The sequence below is a fragment of the Rodentibacter haemolyticus genome (genome assembly GCF_015356115.1).
GTDB lineage: Bacteria > Pseudomonadota > Gammaproteobacteria > Enterobacterales > Pasteurellaceae > Rodentibacter > Rodentibacter haemolyticus.
Genome location: NZ_CP063056.1, coordinates 129,785 through 147,617 on the forward strand (window position 1 = coordinate 129,785; position 17,833 = coordinate 147,617).

The 17,833-nt window shown below is 41.1% G+C and carries 12 protein-coding genes and 1 pseudogene; 5 read left to right on the plus strand and 8 right to left on the minus strand.

Going from position 1 to position 17,833, the window contains the following annotated elements; genetic code table 11:
• Positions 1 to 22 precede the first annotated feature (22 nt).
• The 3 genes from IHV77_RS00715 (at position 23) to IHV77_RS00725 (ending at position 5,612) form a co-directional block, all read left to right on the plus strand.
• A complete protein-coding gene (locus tag IHV77_RS00715) occupies positions 23 to 1,417 on the plus strand; it encodes an MATE family efflux transporter (protein ID WP_194812262.1) in 1,395 nt (464 codons plus the stop codon).
• Between the two features lie 196 nt (positions 1,418 to 1,613).
• A complete protein-coding gene (locus tag IHV77_RS00720) occupies positions 1,614 to 3,773 on the plus strand; it encodes a TonB-dependent receptor (protein ID WP_194812263.1) in 2,160 nt (719 codons plus the stop codon).
• 78 nt (positions 3,774 to 3,851) lie between these two features.
• The gene (locus IHV77_RS00725) at positions 3,852 to 5,612 is read left to right on the plus strand and encodes an ABC transporter ATP-binding protein/permease (protein WP_194812264.1); all 1,761 of its coding nucleotides are present in this window, start codon (positions 3,852 to 3,854) and stop codon (positions 5,610 to 5,612) included.
• Between the two features lie 277 nt (positions 5,613 to 5,889).
• On the opposite strand, the gene IHV77_RS00730 is transcribed toward IHV77_RS00725, so the two are convergent.
• Entirely contained in the window at positions 5,890 to 7,065 is a 1,176-nt protein-coding gene (locus tag IHV77_RS00730; RefSeq protein WP_194812265.1) for a multidrug effflux MFS transporter, read from the minus strand.
• 179 nt (positions 7,066 to 7,244) lie between these two features.
• On the opposite strand from IHV77_RS00730, the gene IHV77_RS00735 reads away from it, so the two are divergent.
• Positions 7,245 to 7,685: a nuclear transport factor 2 family protein gene (locus tag IHV77_RS00735; RefSeq protein ID WP_194812266.1), complete on the plus strand. Its 441-nt coding sequence runs from the start codon at positions 7,245 to 7,247 to the stop codon at positions 7,683 to 7,685.
• A 68-nt stretch (positions 7,686 to 7,753) separates the two neighbouring features.
• Here IHV77_RS00735 and IHV77_RS00740 read toward each other — a convergent pair whose 3' ends face one another.
• From IHV77_RS00740 to IHV77_RS00765, 6 genes are all read right to left on the minus strand, one after another.
• Entirely contained in the window at positions 7,754 to 9,094 is a 1,341-nt protein-coding gene (locus IHV77_RS00740; protein ID WP_194812267.1) for a replication-associated recombination protein A, read from the minus strand.
• A 62-nt stretch (positions 9,095 to 9,156) separates the two neighbouring features.
• Positions 9,157 to 9,774 (minus strand): outer membrane lipoprotein chaperone LolA, encoded by a 618-nt coding sequence (lolA, locus tag IHV77_RS00745; RefSeq protein WP_194812268.1) that lies wholly within the window; start codon positions 9,772 to 9,774, stop codon positions 9,157 to 9,159.
• 24 nt (positions 9,775 to 9,798) lie between these two features.
• Entirely contained in the window at positions 9,799 to 12,582 is a 2,784-nt protein-coding gene (locus tag IHV77_RS00750) for a DNA translocase FtsK (RefSeq protein ID WP_194812269.1), read from the minus strand.
• Positions 12,579 to 13,061 (minus strand): leucine-responsive transcriptional regulator Lrp, encoded by a 483-nt coding sequence (lrp, locus tag IHV77_RS00755; RefSeq protein ID WP_194812270.1) that lies wholly within the window; start codon positions 13,059 to 13,061, stop codon positions 12,579 to 12,581. The genes IHV77_RS00750 and lrp overlap by 4 nt, the downstream gene beginning before the upstream one ends.
• Positions 13,062 to 13,130: 69 nt before the next feature.
• Positions 13,131 to 14,507 (minus strand): DNA repair protein RadA, encoded by a 1,377-nt coding sequence (gene radA / locus IHV77_RS00760; RefSeq protein WP_194812271.1) that lies wholly within the window; start codon positions 14,505 to 14,507, stop codon positions 13,131 to 13,133.
• 222 nt (positions 14,508 to 14,729) lie between these two features.
• Entirely contained in the window at positions 14,730 to 15,803 is a 1,074-nt protein-coding gene (locus tag IHV77_RS00765) for a CYTH domain-containing protein (protein WP_194812272.1), read from the minus strand.
• A 574-nt stretch (positions 15,804 to 16,377) separates the two neighbouring features.
• Here IHV77_RS00765 and IHV77_RS12010 point away from each other — a divergent pair.
• Positions 16,378 to 16,440, plus strand: a pseudogene (locus IHV77_RS12010) (ESPR domain-containing protein); the annotation flags it as partial.
• Between the two features lie 419 nt (positions 16,441 to 16,859).
• Here IHV77_RS12010 and IHV77_RS00775 read toward each other — a convergent pair.
• Positions 16,860 to 17,825 (minus strand): coiled-coil domain-containing protein, encoded by a 966-nt coding sequence (locus IHV77_RS00775; RefSeq protein WP_194812273.1) that lies wholly within the window; start codon positions 17,823 to 17,825, stop codon positions 16,860 to 16,862.
• Between the last annotated feature and the right edge of the window lie 8 nt (positions 17,826 to 17,833).

Here is a 17,833-nt window from a genome sequence, read left to right on the forward strand (position 1 = left end):
TTTTACACAGTATATCAAATTTATGAATTTTCGTCTTTTATCCGCATATCATGCCGATATTAAAAAATTAATTAAAATCGCCTTTCCTATTTTGCTTGCACAAATTGCCCAAAATTCAATGGGACTTGTGGACACCATTATGGCGGGGCGCGTAAGTTCCACGGATATGGCGGCGATTTCGGTCGGTGCATCAATTTGGCTCCCCTTAGTATTATTCGGTCATGGTTTATTGCTTGCCTTGCCGCCCACCGTTTCTTATTTAAACGGTTCGGGACAACGCCACCGTATTGCACATCAAATTCGTCAAGGAATTTGGATTGCCCTTTTGAGTAGCATTCCGCTAGGGTTGTTTATTTATTACAGCGATTTTGTTTTGCAATTTATGGAAATGGAACCTCGTATGGCACAAATCGCTCGTGATTATTTACACGCGATGCTTTGGGGATTACCCGCTTATTTACTGCTCATCAATTTTCGCTGTTTAAATGATGGTATTGCTAAAACCAAACCGGCAATGGTCATTACCTTTATCGGTTTAATGATAAATATTCCTCTGAACTATATTTTTATTTACGGCAAACTCGGTATTCCGGCATTTGGTGCGGTGGGATGCGGTATTGCAACGGCAATCGTCAACTGGTCTATGTGTCTGATGATGATTGCTTATTCTTATTTTAATCGTCAAGAACGTCAATTAAAGGTATTCAGTAAACTTATTGAAAAACCCAATGGCACAACACTGAAAAAACTCTTTCAACTCGGTTTACCTATTGCTATCGCAATTTGCTGCGAAGTCGCACTTTTCGCTGTAACAGCCCTCCTTCTTTCGCCACTTGGCGCAACCATTGTGGCAAGTCATCAAATTGCACTGAACACCAGTTCCTTTATTTTTATGTTTCCGATGTCCATCGGTATGGCGACTACTATTCTGGTCGGACAAGCACTGGGCGAGGCTTCACCACCAAAAGCGAAGAATATGGCATATGCCGCATTAATGCTTGGATTAACCATCACGGTGATCACCGCATTTACTACGATTTTCTTCCGTTATGAAATTGCGGAGATTTTTGTGACAGATAAAATCGTGGTAAGTATGGCAGCAGGTTTACTCCTTCTTGCCTCTATTTATCAGTTTTCAGATACTATTCAGGTTGTCGTAAGCGGTGTGTTACGCGGTTATAAAGATACCAAAACAATCCTTTATATTACGCTTTTTGCTTACTGGATGATTGGCATTCCACTAGGTTATACATTGGCTCGAACTGATCTCTTGATGCCGAGCATTGGTGCGAAAGGTTTTTGGATTGCCTTTGTCGTTGCGCTTACCTTTGCGGCGGTATTATTATTTTACCGAATGAGAAAAACCCAAAGTTTGACTGATGAAGTGCTAATGACAAGATTAGAAAAACTCAAATAGCACATTGCATTATTTTCTTACAAAGCGCGTATCACTTACGCGCTTTTTTCTTACCCTGAAAATAAAGTGCGGTCGTTTTTATTCTTATTTTTGAATGGTTAATACGAATTATTTCTATTGAGTAAAGCAATCGTTTTCGGGTATACTGCGAACCTTTTTACTATTTACTACATTTAACTTTTTAAGGGAAGCAACTATGGCATTCAAACATAGCATTATTTACACCGCACTTTTTGCCGGTATTTCTATTTCTGCCGTGGCAGAAACCGACACGGATTCCGAAGTTATATTGGAACAAGTTAATGTCGTCACCGAATTAGAAAAAGCTAAGGCGGCAGGCGAAAAACAAAAAGAAATCGTAAACTTAAGTTTACTCGGTCGGCAAACGGCATTCACCTCCCCTATCTCTGTCGTCAACTACGATGAAAAAGCTTTTGAAGATAAATCTCCCCGCAATGTTGTTGATGCACTTTCCAAAACCGATGCTTCAGTAATGAATTTCGGTGGTGAAACCAACACGCTTTCCGGTTTATATGTAAGAAACCTGCAACTTGATATGCGCCAAGTCAGCGTTAATGGGTTAGCGGGATTATATTCCACTTATAATTCTCCGACTGCCGCAGTTTCATCCGCTCAATTAATTAAAGGGGCTTCCACAGCAACAACAGGAATGGATCCTGAAGGTTCGGCAGGAGCTTCAATGAATATTGAAACGAAGCGTGCAACCGATGAACCGATTAACAAATTAGGTTTCGGTTGGTATAGCAATAATCGTTTAGAAGAAACCTTTGATTTTGGACGCCGTTTTGGTGAAAACAAAGAATGGGGTGTTCGAATCAACGGGAAATATCGTGACGGCGATACGGCACGTGAAAATTATGATGAGCGTAACAAAGAATTTGCTATTGGTGCGGATTATCGTGGCGATAAACTGCGTGTAGGCGTAGATTATATGTACACCAAACGCGCCACGCACGGTGGACGTGCTCGTTTACAAGATATGCAAGATCTCGGTTTCAACGTACCGGTTGCACCTAATGGCAAAACGAATTTAACCCCTCGTTGGATTGGTCAAACCACCGAAGATCAAACCATTATGGGAACATTTGAATACGACCTTCCTTACAATATGATGTTATCGGGTGGTATCGGTCATATGGAATCCAAATATTCCGGTTCATTTGGTCAAATAACCAAACTTAAATCCAATGGCGATTTCAATATTACCGGGATTCGCGGCATTGATTTTCGCTCTCGTACCACAAGCGGTAACTTAAAACTACAAGGTGAATTTGAAACCGGTGCACTATTACATAATTGGAATGTCGCCTTTGATACGGTTGTTCGCCAGCGTGATCATGATCAAAGTTCAAAAACAAACGGACAGCTAACCGGCAGCTCGATTTATCACCCGACCTTTGGTGCATTATCTCCAAATAATTTTGATTTAACTCCGAATAAGCAAGGGGTTGATAACAAACTTAGCGCTCACAGTTTAGCCCTTGCCGATACGGTTGGTGTTTTTGATAATACCCTTCGTTTAACATTGGGCGGACGTTTTCAATGGATCAAACAACTAAACAAAACCACCGGGAAAGAAGTGAGCTCCGATCGCTTTAGCCCAATGGTTGCATTAGTCTACGTTCCCAACCCGAATTTAGTATTCTACGGTAACTATTTAGAAGATCTTGAGCCGGGTAATGTCGATCCCGATACCGGTGAAATGAATAGCCCGCGTGTAAGCCGCCAACTTGAGGTAGGTGTTCGCAAAAACTGGGGCGAGCAATTCACCACAACATTAAGCGTTTATGAAATTCGCCGTCCCGGAATTATCCGTGGTAACAAGCCTTCTTTAGCAGCAAGAGCCGGCAAAGAACAGGGCAAAGAGCGCAATCGTGGTATTGAATTTAATGCCTATGCAAATCTTCTTGAAGGGAAACTACGTCCATCACTTGGCTTTACCTATAACCAAGCAAAAGTTTTCGACTTCCCGACTTATGCCGATACCATTGTAAATGGCGTTCAAGTTACCAGCCCACGCTGGATTGCCAAAGCCGGAATTGAATGGGATACGCCTTTCATTCAGGGTTTAACGTTAAATAGTGCGATTCAATACTATGGAAAAAGTTATCAAGATACGGCGGCAAATTATCACTTACCATCCTATACAACTGTCGATTTCGGTGCAAAATATGGTATGAAATTGGATGAAAAACAAACGATTACCTTCCGTGCAGGCATCGAAAATGCATTCAACAAACACTACTGGCAAGTACAGCGAGGAATGTATGAGCGTAGCTTTGCCGTATTGGGTATGCCTCGTACTTATTGGGTAAAAGCGGAATACTCATTTTAATCACTTCGATTTATATTGAATTAAATTCACTTAGATTAGGGCGAAAATGCTTTCGCCTTTTTTCATTTATAGAAATTTATGAACTGGCAAACCGAACTCAATAACAGTTTAAGCTGGATTTTGACCGCACTTTTCTGGGTGGTTATCGGCTTTATTCTTACCCTAACGGCATTAAAGCAAACCGCTTTCGGCAAAAAATTTTGGCGAATTACCGCTCCTTCTGTAACCAAGCAAAATCACCTCAAAATCATCGGCATACTGCTGCTATTATTTCTTATGATTCTGCTTGAAGTGCGGTTTAGCGTACTTAACTCTTTCTTTTACAACGGCTTGTATAGTTCAATGCAAGAACTGAATGCCGATAAATTTTGGTTTTTTGCTAAGCTCAACGCATTCTTGGTGCTTGTACAGGTCATTCATTCCATAGCCGATTATTTTCTGCGTCAAGTATTTGAAATTCGCTGGTTAGAAAGCCTTAATGCAATACTGGTAAAACGCTGGTTAGAAAATAAAAAATACTATCGCCTAAAATACGAACGGGATTTACCCGATAATATCGATCAGCGTATTGAACAAGATGCCCGTGAGTTTATTAGCAGCACGGTACAAATCGTTCGCGGAATGATCAATTCAGTTCTCACCACTATTGAATTTACCATTATTCTCTGGTCACTCTCGGGAATGCTGAGTTTGTTCGGCATAAATATAGAAAAAGGTGTCGTATTCTTTATTTACGCCTTTATTATTTTCGCCACGCTAATGTCCGTTTGGATCGGACATCCTCTGATTAAACTGAACTTTAATAAAGAAAAACTCAACGGCGACTATCGTTATTCTTTAATTCGGGTGCGTGATAATGCGGAGAGTATCGCTTTTTATCACGGCGAACCGAAAGAACGGATGTTACTGAAAAGTAAGTTTTCTCAAATTATTCATAACCGCTGGGCAATCGTTCTAAAAATGCTCGGATTAGATGGTTTTAATAACGGAGTAACCCGAGTTGCCAAACTCTTGCCTTTAATGCTACAAGCTCCTCGTTTTTTCACAGGGCAAATCAAACTTGGCGATATGCACCAAACCGTGCAGGCATTTAATCGATTAATGACTGCACTTTCTTTCTTCCGTTTATTTTATGAAGAATTTACCGTTTACCAAGCCCGATTAAATCGTCTTTACGGATTTATGACAAAATTAGACGAATTGGATAATTCAGAAATCACTCAGCCCTACATTTGCTCCAATCGTGTTGCATTGAAAGATTTCGGGGTGAAAGATGAGCAAGGACGCATTTTATTAAATAACATCAATATCGTCCTTGAAAGCGGTGATGCCTTACTGATTCAAGGAGCATCCGGAACGGGAAAAACCACATTATTAAAAGCCGTTGCAGGTATTTATCCCTTTGAAACCATCGGCTGTGCCGAACACCCTTGTATGGGGAGCCTATTCCTGCCTCAGCGTCCTTATATGCCTCAAGGCAGGCTACGTGAGGCAATTTGTTATCCGAATATAAATCCCCACCATCCGGAACTTGAACAAACCCTATATGATTGCAACTTAGAAAAATATCTTCATAGCCTTGATACCGAAAATGACTGGCAAGCCATTTTATCACCGGGTGAACTACAACGGGTCGCTTTTATTCGTATTTTGCTAACCAAACCGGACGTGGTTTTCCTTGATGAAACCACCTCTGCATTGGACGAAGCAAACGAGTATTCGCTCTATCAAATTATCAAAGAACGTTTACCGAATATGATCATTCTCAGCATAGGACACCGCAGCACCCTTCACCAATTCCACAACAAACAACTGAAATTGGAAGTGTGTATTGTGTAGAAAAGGTATAGAAAAGTGCGGTCGATTTTAGAATTGTTTTTGAAGTATCCGTAATGATTAATAAGGTTTAATAATGAAATGGTGCGTAAGGTGGGCAAATTTTTTGCCCACCGAAAATTCCCCCGATTGAAATGGTGGGCAAAAATTTGCCCACCCTACCCTAAATGTGACGTTAGGCGAAGCCGTAATGCACTAGAATGAAATTTATTGATAAATTCACAAAAGGTGGTTACGCCTACGGCTAACACACCCTACTCCTAAACAAAACAGATTTTCCCTATTCCACAGCTTCCGCAATATTTTTCCGAATCATCAAATAAAGCCCTGTTCCCAACAAACCACAAATAAAAATCACAGCAGCAGTCGAGTAAAAAATATCGCCGATGCCCACTAAGGGCGAAACCACACCACCTAAAAAGAAAGGGGCGAAGCCTAATAAGGCGGAAGCACTACCTGCATATTGGCGTTCGCTTTCCATCGCAAGCGAAGAAATAGCCGGGAAAGTTAATCCCATTAATAGCAGCATCAAAAAGAATCCAACCTCCACGAGAAACCAATAAGGCTGACTTAATAAGACCGCAATGGTATAAATCGCCGTGGCAAAAAAACCGAATATACCGACAGAAAGTGCGGTTCGATTTGAAAGTTTTCCTCCCATATTCGCCCCCAATACCAATGCGCTACCATTTGCCCCAAAGCATAGGCTAAAAGCAAACGCACTTAATCCATAAAAACTTTGTAGGATAAAGGGTGAAGCGGCAATATAGGCAAACATTGCACCAAGTAAAAAGCTTTCAATACCGACATAACTCATAAATTGACGATTTTTGATAATAATGCCAAAAGTAGAAAAAGTGGAAAGGATAGAACCTTCCAAGCGATTTTCTTGCTTTAAACTTTCTTTCAAACGGAAACAGAAAATAAGCACAATCACACCGATTAAGGCAAGAAATACAAACACGCCTTTCCAGCTAATATATTCAAGTAAAAGACTTCCCAAGATCGGGGAAATAATGGGAGCCATACCGTTAATTGTCATTAATAAACCGAAAAAGCGCGTCATTTCCCGACCACGATAAAGATCCGTTGCCACCGCACGGGAAATCACAACACTTCCTGCCGAAGACAATCCCTGAATAATACGAAGCACAATCATTGTTTCAATGTTAGGTGAGAATATAATCAAAACCGTGCTGATAATATAAACAATCAAAGAAAGAATAAGCGGTTTTTTACGTCCGAACTTATCGCTAATCGGCCCTAACAACAGCTGCCCGACCGCTAACCCAATCATTGCGGTGGTAAGAGTCAATTGTGTCATTGATGCCGTTGTTTCAAAAAAAGTCGCCAATTGCGGTAACGCAGGCAAATAGAGATCCACTACGAAAGGCCCAAATGCCGAAAGTACACCGAGTAAAATTACCAAAAAGACCTTTGAATTTGTTTTTGCCATTATACTTATCCCAAAGAAAACAAACTGCTAATTATACGGATCAAGCCAATCTCTTCAATCCGTTTTAAGTTTTTATTATTTCATCATAAGAAAAAGTATATTTCTTATTTTCACCTAGTACCGGAATATTATTTTGTTATAATTCGCCACATTTTCTAACAGCTTACAAAGGAAATTTTATGAAAAAAACGATTTTAGCAACCGCACTTTTAGCATTTTCAACCAATCTTTTCGCAGCGACACCTGAACAAAATAAAGAGGCTGCACTTGATTTTTATGAAATGGTATTCAATCAACATAAATTACAAGAAGCGAGTGATAAATATATCGGTAAAGAGTATCTTCAACATAATCCGACCGTAGCGGACGGCAAACAAGCCTTTATTGATGCTTTTACCCCCTTCTTAAAAGCACATCCGAAATCAAAAGCGACAGTAAAACGCGTATTGGCTGATGGTGATTTGGTTGCATTACACGTGCATAGCCAATTAGACGATAAGGATCGCGGTGAAGCGGTAGTGGATATTTTCCGTTTTGATAAAGACGGTAAAATCGTAGAACACTGGGATGTTATTCAAAGCGTACCGGAAAAAACAGAAAGCGGACGTAGTATGTTCTAACAAAAATGCGTGGTAATTCCCACGCATTTTTTCTCCCATTATCCCTTTCTTGCAAGATAAATTTACCGCTATTCATAGCGTTTTTTAACCGCACTTTTGTCTTGCTCCCGCAAACGATCCAACTTTTCTTTAATCTGAATCTCCATTCCTCGATTGGTTGGGAAATAATATTGCGTATTTTTTAATTCTTCCGGGAAATAATTTTCACCGGCAGCATAGGCATTCGGCTCATCATGCGCATAGCGATACTCCATACCATAGCCCAGTTCTTTCATCAGATTAGTCGGTGCGTTACGTAAATGTGGAGGAACATCATAATCCGGTAAAGATTTCGCTTGCTGTTTCGCGTTGTTGAAAGCGGTATAAACGGCATTACTTTTTGGCGCAACCGCAAGATAAATTATCGCTTGCGCAATCGCACGTTCTCCCTCGTAAGATCCCACTCGGGTAAAGCAATCCCAAGCAGCAAGCGCCACCTGCATTGCTCGTGGGTCGGCGTTCCCCACATCTTCCGAGGCAATGGCTAAAAGCCGTCTTGCCACATAAAGCGGATCACCGCCTGCCGTTAAAATACGTGCATACCAATATAATGCGGCATCAGGCGCAGAGCCTCGTACGGATTTATGCAGTGCAGAAATGAGATCATAGAAACGATCACCTTGTTTATCAAAACGGACTTGGCGTTCTCCCAATACTTCTTTTAATAAAGTGCGGTCAATTTTTTTGCCGTTTTCATTGCCCTCCGCCATATCCACCATCAATTCAAGACAATTCAAAGCAAGGCGTGCATCACCATTCACATATTCTGCCAATACCCTTAATAAATTCTCTTCTAAAATCAACCGCTCTTTACCTAAACCTCGTTCAGGATCTTGAATCGCTTGTTGCAAAACCTGTTCGATTTCTTCAATCGTCAGGGATTTCAACACATAAACACGAGCACGAGAAAGTAGAGCGTTATTGAGTTCAAAGGAAGGATTTTCTGTGGTTGCGCCAATAAAAATAATCGTGCCGTCTTCAATATGCGGCAAAAAGGCATCTTGTTGACTTTTGTTGAAACGATGGACTTCATCTACAAATAAAATCGTTTTACGTCCTGCAAGGCGATTTTGTTTTGCCCGTTCTATCGCCTCACGGATTTCCTTAACCCCCCCGATTACCGCTGAAATACGTTCAACATCGGCATTGATACGGTTTGCGATAATTTCGGCTAAGGTTGTTTTTCCTGTTCCCGGCGGGCCCCAGAAAATCATAGAATGAATATGACCTGCTTGAATAACCTTGCGTAACGGTTTCCCTTCGCCAATAAGATGAGATTGTCCGAAGTATTGATCAAGATTTGTCGGGCGCATTCTTGCGGCGAGCGGTCGAAAATCATTCTCTGAAAAATCAAAATCAAGGTTAGCCATACTTCATTTCCTATGAAATTCAAGGTAAAAAAATTAAGTGCGTAATCCTTACGCCCTTGTCATTATTTTTTACGTTGGTCATCCAACTCTACACCTTTCGGCACTGTGAATTTGAATAAGCTATTTTCCAGTCCTTGATTGGTGATATTACGCAAGACATACAGATTGGTTTGCCCGTCTTTTTCGGTGGTACTAAAGTTTTTCAATACGCCGTTTGAATCCACGCGAATATCAAATTGTTTAATATTACTTTTATCCGATTTTGGTTTGAGGATAAAAGTATCCGCTTGCCGTGTTACCGAATATTGATTCCAATGACTTTTATCGTTGCTGGTTAATAATACAAAAGGCGTATTATTAACCGCATCTTTTACCCACTGTGCCGTCACTTGTTGTACGAAAGGATCGTAATACCAAAGAGTTTTGCCATCGGCAATAATCTGTGTTTCTTGCGGTGATTTGGTATCCATTCGGAATAAATTCGGACGTTTGATTTGAATTTTACCACTGCCCTGCTGCACATTTTGTCCACCGACCGAAGTAACGGTTTGGGAGAAATCCGCACTTAGTACGTTCACTTGGCTTAAACGGGTTTGTAATTCACCCGCTGCATCTGCAAACACCATATTGCTAAATCCCATCAACGCAAGTGCGGTCAATTTTAAGTATGTTTTTTTCATTTACTTTCCTTTTTAGAATAAAAACTAATAATCAGGGCGATGTGCAAGAATTTCACGTTTGTTATTTTGTAATGGACTTACTACGCCCTGCTCTTCCATTTGATCCATAATTCGTGCAGCGCGATTAAAACCCACACTGAATTTACGTTGAATTGAGGAAACGGAGGTAATGCCTGTCGTCAGGATAAATTCCATCACTTCATCAAAAAGAGGATCGAGTTCACCACCGCTTCCTATTGCTTTATCCGTTTGTTCTTCATCATCGGTGCTCTCTAAAATACCATCAATATAATCCGGTTTACCGCGCGCGCGCCAATCATCCGCAATACGTACCACTTCAGCATCACTCATAAAGGCACCGTGCACACGAATAAGATCGGAAGAACCCTGTCCGGAATACAACATATCGCCACGACCGAGTAATGCCTCTGCGCCACCTTGATCCAAAATAGTACGTGAGTCAATTTTACTTGCCACGGTAAAAGCAATACGACTCGGTACGTTTGCTTTAATTAAGCCGGTAATAACATCAACAGAGGGACGCTGTGTCGCCAAAATCAAATGAATACCGATAGCACGGGCTTTTTGTGCAAGGCGTGCAATTAATTCCTCAATTTGTTTACCGGCAACCATCATCAGATCGGCAAATTCATCAACGATCACCACGATATAATTTAATCTTTTCAATGGCGGAGCCATTTGATCCATCGTATCGCCCGGCTTCCAAATAGGATTCGGTATCGGTTTTCCCATACCTTCCCATTCATCAATTTTTTCATTAAAGCCTTCAATATTACGTACACGTAAGGCAGAAAGTAATTGATAGCGGCGCTCCATTTCATCTACGCACCAACGCAATGCATTTGCCGCTTTCTTCATATCCGTCACAACCGGCGTAAGCAAATGCGGAATGTCGTTATAGACGGAAAGCTCCACCACTTTCGGATCTATCATAATGAATTTCACTTCTTCCGGTTGAACACGGAAAAGCAAACTTAAAATCATCGTATTAACCCCTACGGATTTACCGGAACCCGTTGAACCGGCAACCAGTAAATGCGGCATTTTGGCGAGATCCACCACAATTGGTTTACCGCTAATATCTTTTCCTAGCGCCATCGGCAAAATGGCTTTAGATTCACGAAACTCTTTACAATCTAACACATCACGTAATGGCACTATTTGACGATGCGCATTCGGGGTTTCGATGCCGATATAAGGTTTATCCGGAATAACTTCGGCAACCCGAATAGAACGAAACATTAGCGCACGCGCCAAGTCCGTATCAATTCCCGTTACTTTCGATGCTTTAATTCCCGGTTGTAATTCAAGCTCATAACGTGTTACCACAGGCCCTATAAGCACATCTTTTACGGTGGCTTTGACATTAAAATTACGTAACTGTTGTTCGATACGGCGTGAGGTTTCCTCAACTTCTTCCCGCGTAATATTTTGCGCTTGTGTCGGACGGTGTTCCAGCAAATCCAAACTTGGCAATGGCGTGTTTGGTTTTTCACGTTTTTGGGTAGGCATCTGAAGTGCCGGGTGAATTAAAGAATCACCATAAGGCTTGTAAACCGATGCCGTATTTTGAAGTTTTTCTTGAACTTGACCTTCAGGTTCTGCCAACGTTACTTTTAACATATTTTCATTTGCATTCACTTCCTGTTCCACAGAAGCCGCAAATAGGCCCATTAGGCTGTCTCTTCCTTTATCGGTATTTTCCATATCATGATCGGATGAAAGTGCGGTCGGTTTCGAGGCAAAATTAACCCTTGTCGGAGCAAGCGATACCTTCGGTATTTCAGGTTCACCTAATGAAGCAACAGGTGAAAAATCAACCTCACTTTGTGATTCTTCTTGTTCAGCCTCTTTTGACCAAATCGGCGTAAAACCCGCTTGCAGCGGCAAATCACCTTGAGTTGAAATACTCACTTTCGGTAGTTCGTCTAAGTTGTCCGTTTTAAAACCATCAAAAGTATCATTAAATGCCGGCGTTTTTTCATGATCGGAGGAAGAAATATTCACACTTGGTGATAATCCGCTGATATTGATTAATTTTTCCGGCTGAATCAATGGGTTTTCTGCATTTATTTCAGTATTTTCGGTGGTATTATTTTCACTTGATTCTTCTGATCGCTCATTCTTTTTATCAAACAACTCTGCCGGTTTCTGAATCACAATTTGTTCTAATTCTTCAATCGATTCCGTAGTTTGTTCTGCGCTTTCTTTCTCATCATTTTTCATTGTCAGCCAATGATAAAAACGCACGATAAGACGGATTAAAGAAGCGCCGGAACAGAAAATAAAACCGATAACGGCTGAAACAAAACCTGCAAAAATACAACCGAACTTACCGAGTGTAGGGTAAAGAGAAACCACAAGACTACCGCCCAGCACTCCACCGGATAAGTAATAATTCGTGTTAGAAAGCAATAAGGTTGCCATTACCGTTAAACCGATAAACAACATAATAAAACCGAAACCACGTAACACGACTTTTGTTAAAGAGAGCGAACGAACGGCTTTGGCTTTTAATAAAAACAGCGGCACAAGAAAAAGCAAAAACGGGATTAAATTCCCCACATAGCCGAAAAAGACAAAACAGGCATCAATCACCCAAGCCCCAAAAGCACCGGCTTTGTTGATGGCTTCCTGTTGAAAACTGGCCGTTGACCAAGAATTGTCCAACGGCGTATAGCTTGACCAAGCGATGATCAAATATAAGCCGAAAAGTGCGGTCAATCCAAAGAGCAATTCTCCAAAATATTGTTTTGGCGTAAAACGTTCGGTAATTCTTTTAATCATTTTTCTTTTAAAACAAGATAATTGGTTTGTTTAACTTCTTCCATCACGACATAAGTGCGTGTGTCATTCACACCGGGTAAGCGTAGTAACGTTGTGCCCAATAATTTTCGATAAGCCGCCATATCCGCCACACGTGTTTTCAGTAAATAATCAAAATCCCCCGATACGAGATGACATTCTTGAATTTCATCAAGCGCCTGAATAGCCGCGTTAAATTCCTCAAACACATCCGGTTTACCTCTCACCAGCGTGATCTCCACAATCACCAACAGCGGAGCATCAAGCAACTCCGGGTTCAGTAAAGCACGATAGCCCATAATAACCCCTTGTTTTTCCAAACGTTTCACACGTTCTAAACAAGGTGTAGGCGATAACCCGACTTTTTTAGAAAGATCAATATTAGAAATTTTACCGTTGCGTTGCAATTCATTGAGAATCTTTATATCAATCGCATCCAATGCTTTTAATTTTTTTTCCATTTTTCGTTACCCGTTTTTACCCGTTATTTTAGCGGATTTTCACTAAGTTTTCAGTATGACAATGCATTTCTAAAAATTATCCAGCACATCTAATGCGTCCGATAATTTCTTCACCGTGAAAACCTGCATATTTTCGACCGCACTTTTCGGCTTATTTCCGAAAGGTACTATCGCGCGTTTGAAACCGTGCTTTGCCGCTTCACTAATTCGTTCTTGCCCGCTCGGTACCGGGCGAATTTCACCGGCAAGCCCCACTTCGCCGAAAATCACCAGGTCTTGCGGTAAAGGACGATTACGAAAGCTGGATATAAGGGCGAGTAGTAGTGCAAGATCCGCACCGGTTTCAGTTACTTTAACACCCCCGACGACGTTTACAAAAACATCTTGATCCGCCATTTGCAATCCGCCGTGTCGGTGCAACACGGCAAGCAACAACGCCAAACGATTTTGCTCCAGCCCCACGGCAACACGCCGTGGATTAGCCAACATAGAATGATCTGCCAAGGCTTGAATTTCGACTAACAACGGCCGCGTTCCTTCCCACAGTACCATAACCGAACTTCCTGAAGTTTGTTCATCTCCACGACTCAAAAAGATGGCGGAAGGATTTTTCACTTCACGCAGTCCCTGCTCCGTCATACCGAATACACCCAATTCGTTTACCGCACCAAAACGGTTTTTATGGCTACGTAAAGTGCGATAACGGGAATCCGATTCGCCCTCTAACAGCAATGAACAGTCGATTGCGTGTTCTAATACTTTCGGTCCGGCAAGTGTACCGTCCTTTGTTACGTGTCCCACCATAATAATCGCCACTTGGCGTGTTTTAGCATAACGCGTTAAGAAAGAGGCACATTCCCGCACTTGTGCCACGCTACCCGGCGAAGATTGAATATCGGCTAAATACATAACTTGAATGGAATCAATAACAATAATTTGCGGTTTAAGCTGATCCGCAAGATTGCAAATTTGTTCAACCGAGGTTTCCGAAAGCATATTGAGTTTATCATTCGGTAGCCCTAATCGATTGGCACGCATTGCCACTTGCTGTAAAGATTCTTCCCCGGTGACGTAAAGTGCGGTCATTTTTTGTGCCAATCCGCACATTACTTGCAGCAAGAGTGTGCTTTTTCCTGCGCCGGGATGACCGCCAATCAAAATCGCACTCCCCGGTACAATACCCCCGCCGAGAACACGATCCAGTTCTTTAAATCCACTGGTAAAGCGAGGTGTTTCCTGCAAACTGATTTCAGAAAGCGTTTGAATTTTCGCTTGGGTTTCACCTGCATAACCGCTAAAACGATCATTTTTTGGTTTTGAGGCTGAAATCAACCGCACTTCGCTGATTGTATTCCAAGCTTTACAGGCGGAACACTGCCCTTGCCAGCGGGAAAATTCCGCACCGCAATCATTACACACATAAGCCGTTTTCGGGGCTTTCGCCATTTTATCTCTCCATACTAAGAAGGTTTTACTAACGCCTAAAATAAAATCAATTTAATCAGCATTATATAGCAGTTTCACAAAATCGTATTTTTGAATGATTGTAGAGACACCACGCTAGCGTCCACTATATTTATCTTATTGATTACTTATGTTTTTAATATGGACGCCAAGCGTGTCGTCCTTACGAAACCATAATATTTATGCTGCTACATAATACCGAATTTAATGATGAATTATCTGGTCGTCTGAGACCGACAAACGCATTAATTTTAGCATTCGTTCAAAATAAAAACGGGTTTTAAAAAGTGCGGTCAATTTTTCAATGGTTTTTTCGTTATCCTTGGTTTCGCTGTGAAAACGAATAAGACCTTGAATTTCACTGAAAAAGTGTTGGTTGCTTTCTAATAAAACATCAAGGAAGTTCTCGTCTACCAAGGTACTATTTTTCTCTGCTACCACGTTTTCCAGCAACATTTTATTTTCGTCATAATAATGATACAAATTGAAAAACGCCCCAACCCGCTCCACAGTTTTCATAAAATCTTGGCTAAATACTTCACTTGGCAACGAAAGGGTTTCTTCGACTAAATCCTGTTCCATTTTTAACAGCGCATTAAATTTTGTCTCAAAATTTACCACGTTTTCTTCTCGTTCGGCTTTCAAAAAATCACGCCATTTATTTAACCAATCAGTTAAAACCGCAGCTTGACCAAGCTGATAACCACGTTTTGCTTTGCTGGCACTACTGAAATAAATGTCCGTTAAAAACGGTAATTCCTCAACAAAATAGAAAAGATCGCTCATCTTTCCTGCTTTCAGTTCAAATTCAATTTCACAAATTGACTGCGAATGGTCGCCATTTACGATTTTCCCCTTATCAAAGGCCACTTCAATTTTAGAATCACGAAATGGAATTAACCAAAAAGTGCGGTCAAAATCCGTGGAAAAAATTGGCTGTAACGTTGTTGTTGGTAACTGCTCAAAGGCATACAGGGTACGCAATAGTTCATTCGTTGGCGTTTCCTTTTTCGACAACAACAAATTATACTCAGGGCGATTATGCAATCCCGCTACCACCTGACCATCTGTTTTCAGCGTCAGCGTAATTGACTGATTTTCTTGACGAATACGTAAGCCCATTTTTTGCTTGGCAAGAAAATTATCAGGATAATCGTAATAGGTATTACCTAAAAAAATGCGTTGATGTTCGAGAGGATTAAATTGTTGAAGGTGTTGCGCCAATAAATTAAGTATTTCCGGCGAAACAATAAGTTTGAGTTCGATTTCTGCACTCATAATAGGAGAATCCTTAGCAAACACTAAAAACCAAGACGATTTCTAGGAGTTCAAAACTTTACAAAACTTTACAAAACTTTACAAAACTTTACAAAACTTTACAATTGTTCAATTGTTCAATTGTTCAATTGTTCAATTGTTCAATTGTTCAAATTATAACATAAAAAAGAATAAATTTAAAAGCATTTTACCCATATTTTAAAATTATTTAAACTCATAAAAAACAAAAACAATAAAAATAAAAAAATCAATAAATCTCAATGACATAAAACAAATAAAACACTAATAACCCATAAAAACAAATAACCAAAAGAATAACTACATATCATTTTATAGAAATAAATATAGATAATCTTTCTTATATAAAGCACGATGAAAATTTATAGTCTTATTTACTATCATTTACCCCCTCATGTTTTTATAAAAAACTCTCCGTAAAAAAATTTCAGGTATTGAAATTATCAATTAGTAATTTAAACTACCCGACCGCTATTCTCAAGGTAGAAATTCTTACCGTCCGGAATAGCAACTTTATTTGTGATAATTAATTGTAAAATAGATAAGGTATTCAGAAATGAATAAAATTTTTAAGGTCGTTTTCGACCGAAAAAGAAACACATACGTTGTAGTGTCGGAATTCGCCAACAACTATGTAGGGAAATCATCCAAAAGCACTGTAAAACGGGCAGCCGGAATGATCGCCGGATTTAAAAAGACCCTCTTAGCAAGTGCATTAATTGCTTTTGCACAACAGGTTACAGCAAGTAGTATCACAGTACCCGGTACAGGTTATAATTGGCCTAATTCAAAAGCCGGAGCTTGGGACTCCGGAAATGGAGCACAATACACGCTTGTTATACAAGGTGTGAATGGGATCAAAACCGGTTTGAGTAAAACGACAGGTGCTGAGGGAAGCTCTAGCAATTTAAATGAGAATTACGCCTACGGCAATGGTACAACTTACGCTGAAAAAAAACAAACGTTAACCATTGGTCTTGATAACGCCACAGTAAAAAAAATAAATACCATAGCATCAACGGCCCAAGCAGCTGCGAGTCAAGCATCACAAGCAGCCGGTGCCATTTCAACCGCAATAAGTACAGCGCAATCTGCTGCATCATCAGCCGGAGATATTAGTAAAACGGCTTCAACAGCGGCAAGCGCAGCCTCTAGGGCTGTATCAGCTGCTTTATCTGCCTCAACTTCTGCAAGCAATGCGACATCTTCCGCATCAGCAGCAGACAGTTCTGCAACCAAAGCATCAACCTCCGCTTCTACAGCAAATAGCTCTGCAACTAAAGCGTCAACTTCTGCTTCTGCAGCAAACAGCTCTGCGACCAAAGCGTCAACCTCTGCATCCGCAGCTGATAGCTCCGCAACTAAAGCGTCAACTTCTGCTTCTGCAGCAAATAGTTCTGCAACCAAAGCGTCAACCTCTGCATCCGCAGCTGATAGCTCTGCAACTAAAGCGTCAACTTCTGCTTCTGCAGCAAATAGCTCTGCAACCAAAGCATCAACCTCTGCGTCAGCAGCTGATAGCTCTGCAACTAAAGCGTCAACTTCTGCTTCTTCAGCAAGTAACTCTGCAAGTGCCGCTGCATCTTCTGCTTCGGCTGCAAGTACTTCTGCAAGCGCAGCTTCATCTTCTGCGTCAGCAGCAAACAGCTCTGCAAGCGCAGCTTCATCTTCTGCTTCTGCAGCAAATAGCTCAGCTAATATAGCTTCAACTGCAGCATCAATTGCTTCAACAGCAGCATCAACAGCATCAACCGCTGCAAGTAATGCGACATCTTCCGCATCGGCTGCTGATAGTTCTGCAAGTGCAGCGTCAACCTCTGCATCTGCAGCAAACAGCTCTGCAAGCGCAGCTTCATCTTCTGCCTCTGCAGCAAACAGCTCTGCAAGCGCAGCTTCATCTTCTGCCTCTGCAGCAAACAACTCTGCAAGCGCTGCTTCAACTTCTGCATCTGCAGCAAACAGCTCTGCAAGCGCAGCTTCATCTTCTGCCTCTGCAGCAAACAACTCTGCAA

What these genes read in the sequence shown, in the direction of transcription:
- IHV77_RS00715 (WP_194812262.1), top strand. Translation starts at nt 23, where the DNA reads ATGAATTTTCGTCTTTTATCCGCATATCATGCCGATATTAAAAAATTA.
- IHV77_RS00720 (WP_194812263.1), top strand. Translation starts at nt 1,614, where the DNA reads ATGGCATTCAAACATAGCATTATTTACACCGCACTTTTTGCCGGTATT.
- IHV77_RS00725 (WP_194812264.1), top strand. Translation starts at nt 3,852, where the DNA reads ATGAACTGGCAAACCGAACTCAATAACAGTTTAAGCTGGATTTTGACC.
- IHV77_RS00730 (WP_194812265.1), bottom strand. Translation starts at nt 7,065, where the DNA reads ATGGCAAAAACAAATTCAAAGGTCTTTTTGGTAATTTTACTCGGTGTA.
- IHV77_RS00735 (WP_194812266.1), top strand. Translation starts at nt 7,245, where the DNA reads ATGAAAAAAACGATTTTAGCAACCGCACTTTTAGCATTTTCAACCAAT.
- IHV77_RS00740 (WP_194812267.1), bottom strand. Translation starts at nt 9,094, where the DNA reads ATGGCTAACCTTGATTTTGATTTTTCAGAGAATGATTTTCGACCGCTC.
- lolA (WP_194812268.1), bottom strand. Translation starts at nt 9,774, where the DNA reads ATGAAAAAAACATACTTAAAATTGACCGCACTTGCGTTGATGGGATTT.
- IHV77_RS00750 (WP_194812269.1), bottom strand. Translation starts at nt 12,582, where the DNA reads ATGATTAAAAGAATTACCGAACGTTTTACGCCAAAACAATATTTTGGA.
- lrp (WP_194812270.1), bottom strand. Translation starts at nt 13,061, where the DNA reads ATGGAAAAAAAATTAAAAGCATTGGATGCGATTGATATAAAGATTCTC.
- radA (WP_194812271.1), bottom strand. Translation starts at nt 14,507, where the DNA reads ATGGCGAAAGCCCCGAAAACGGCTTATGTGTGTAATGATTGCGGTGCG.
- IHV77_RS00765 (WP_194812272.1), bottom strand. Translation starts at nt 15,803, where the DNA reads ATGAGTGCAGAAATCGAACTCAAACTTATTGTTTCGCCGGAAATACTT.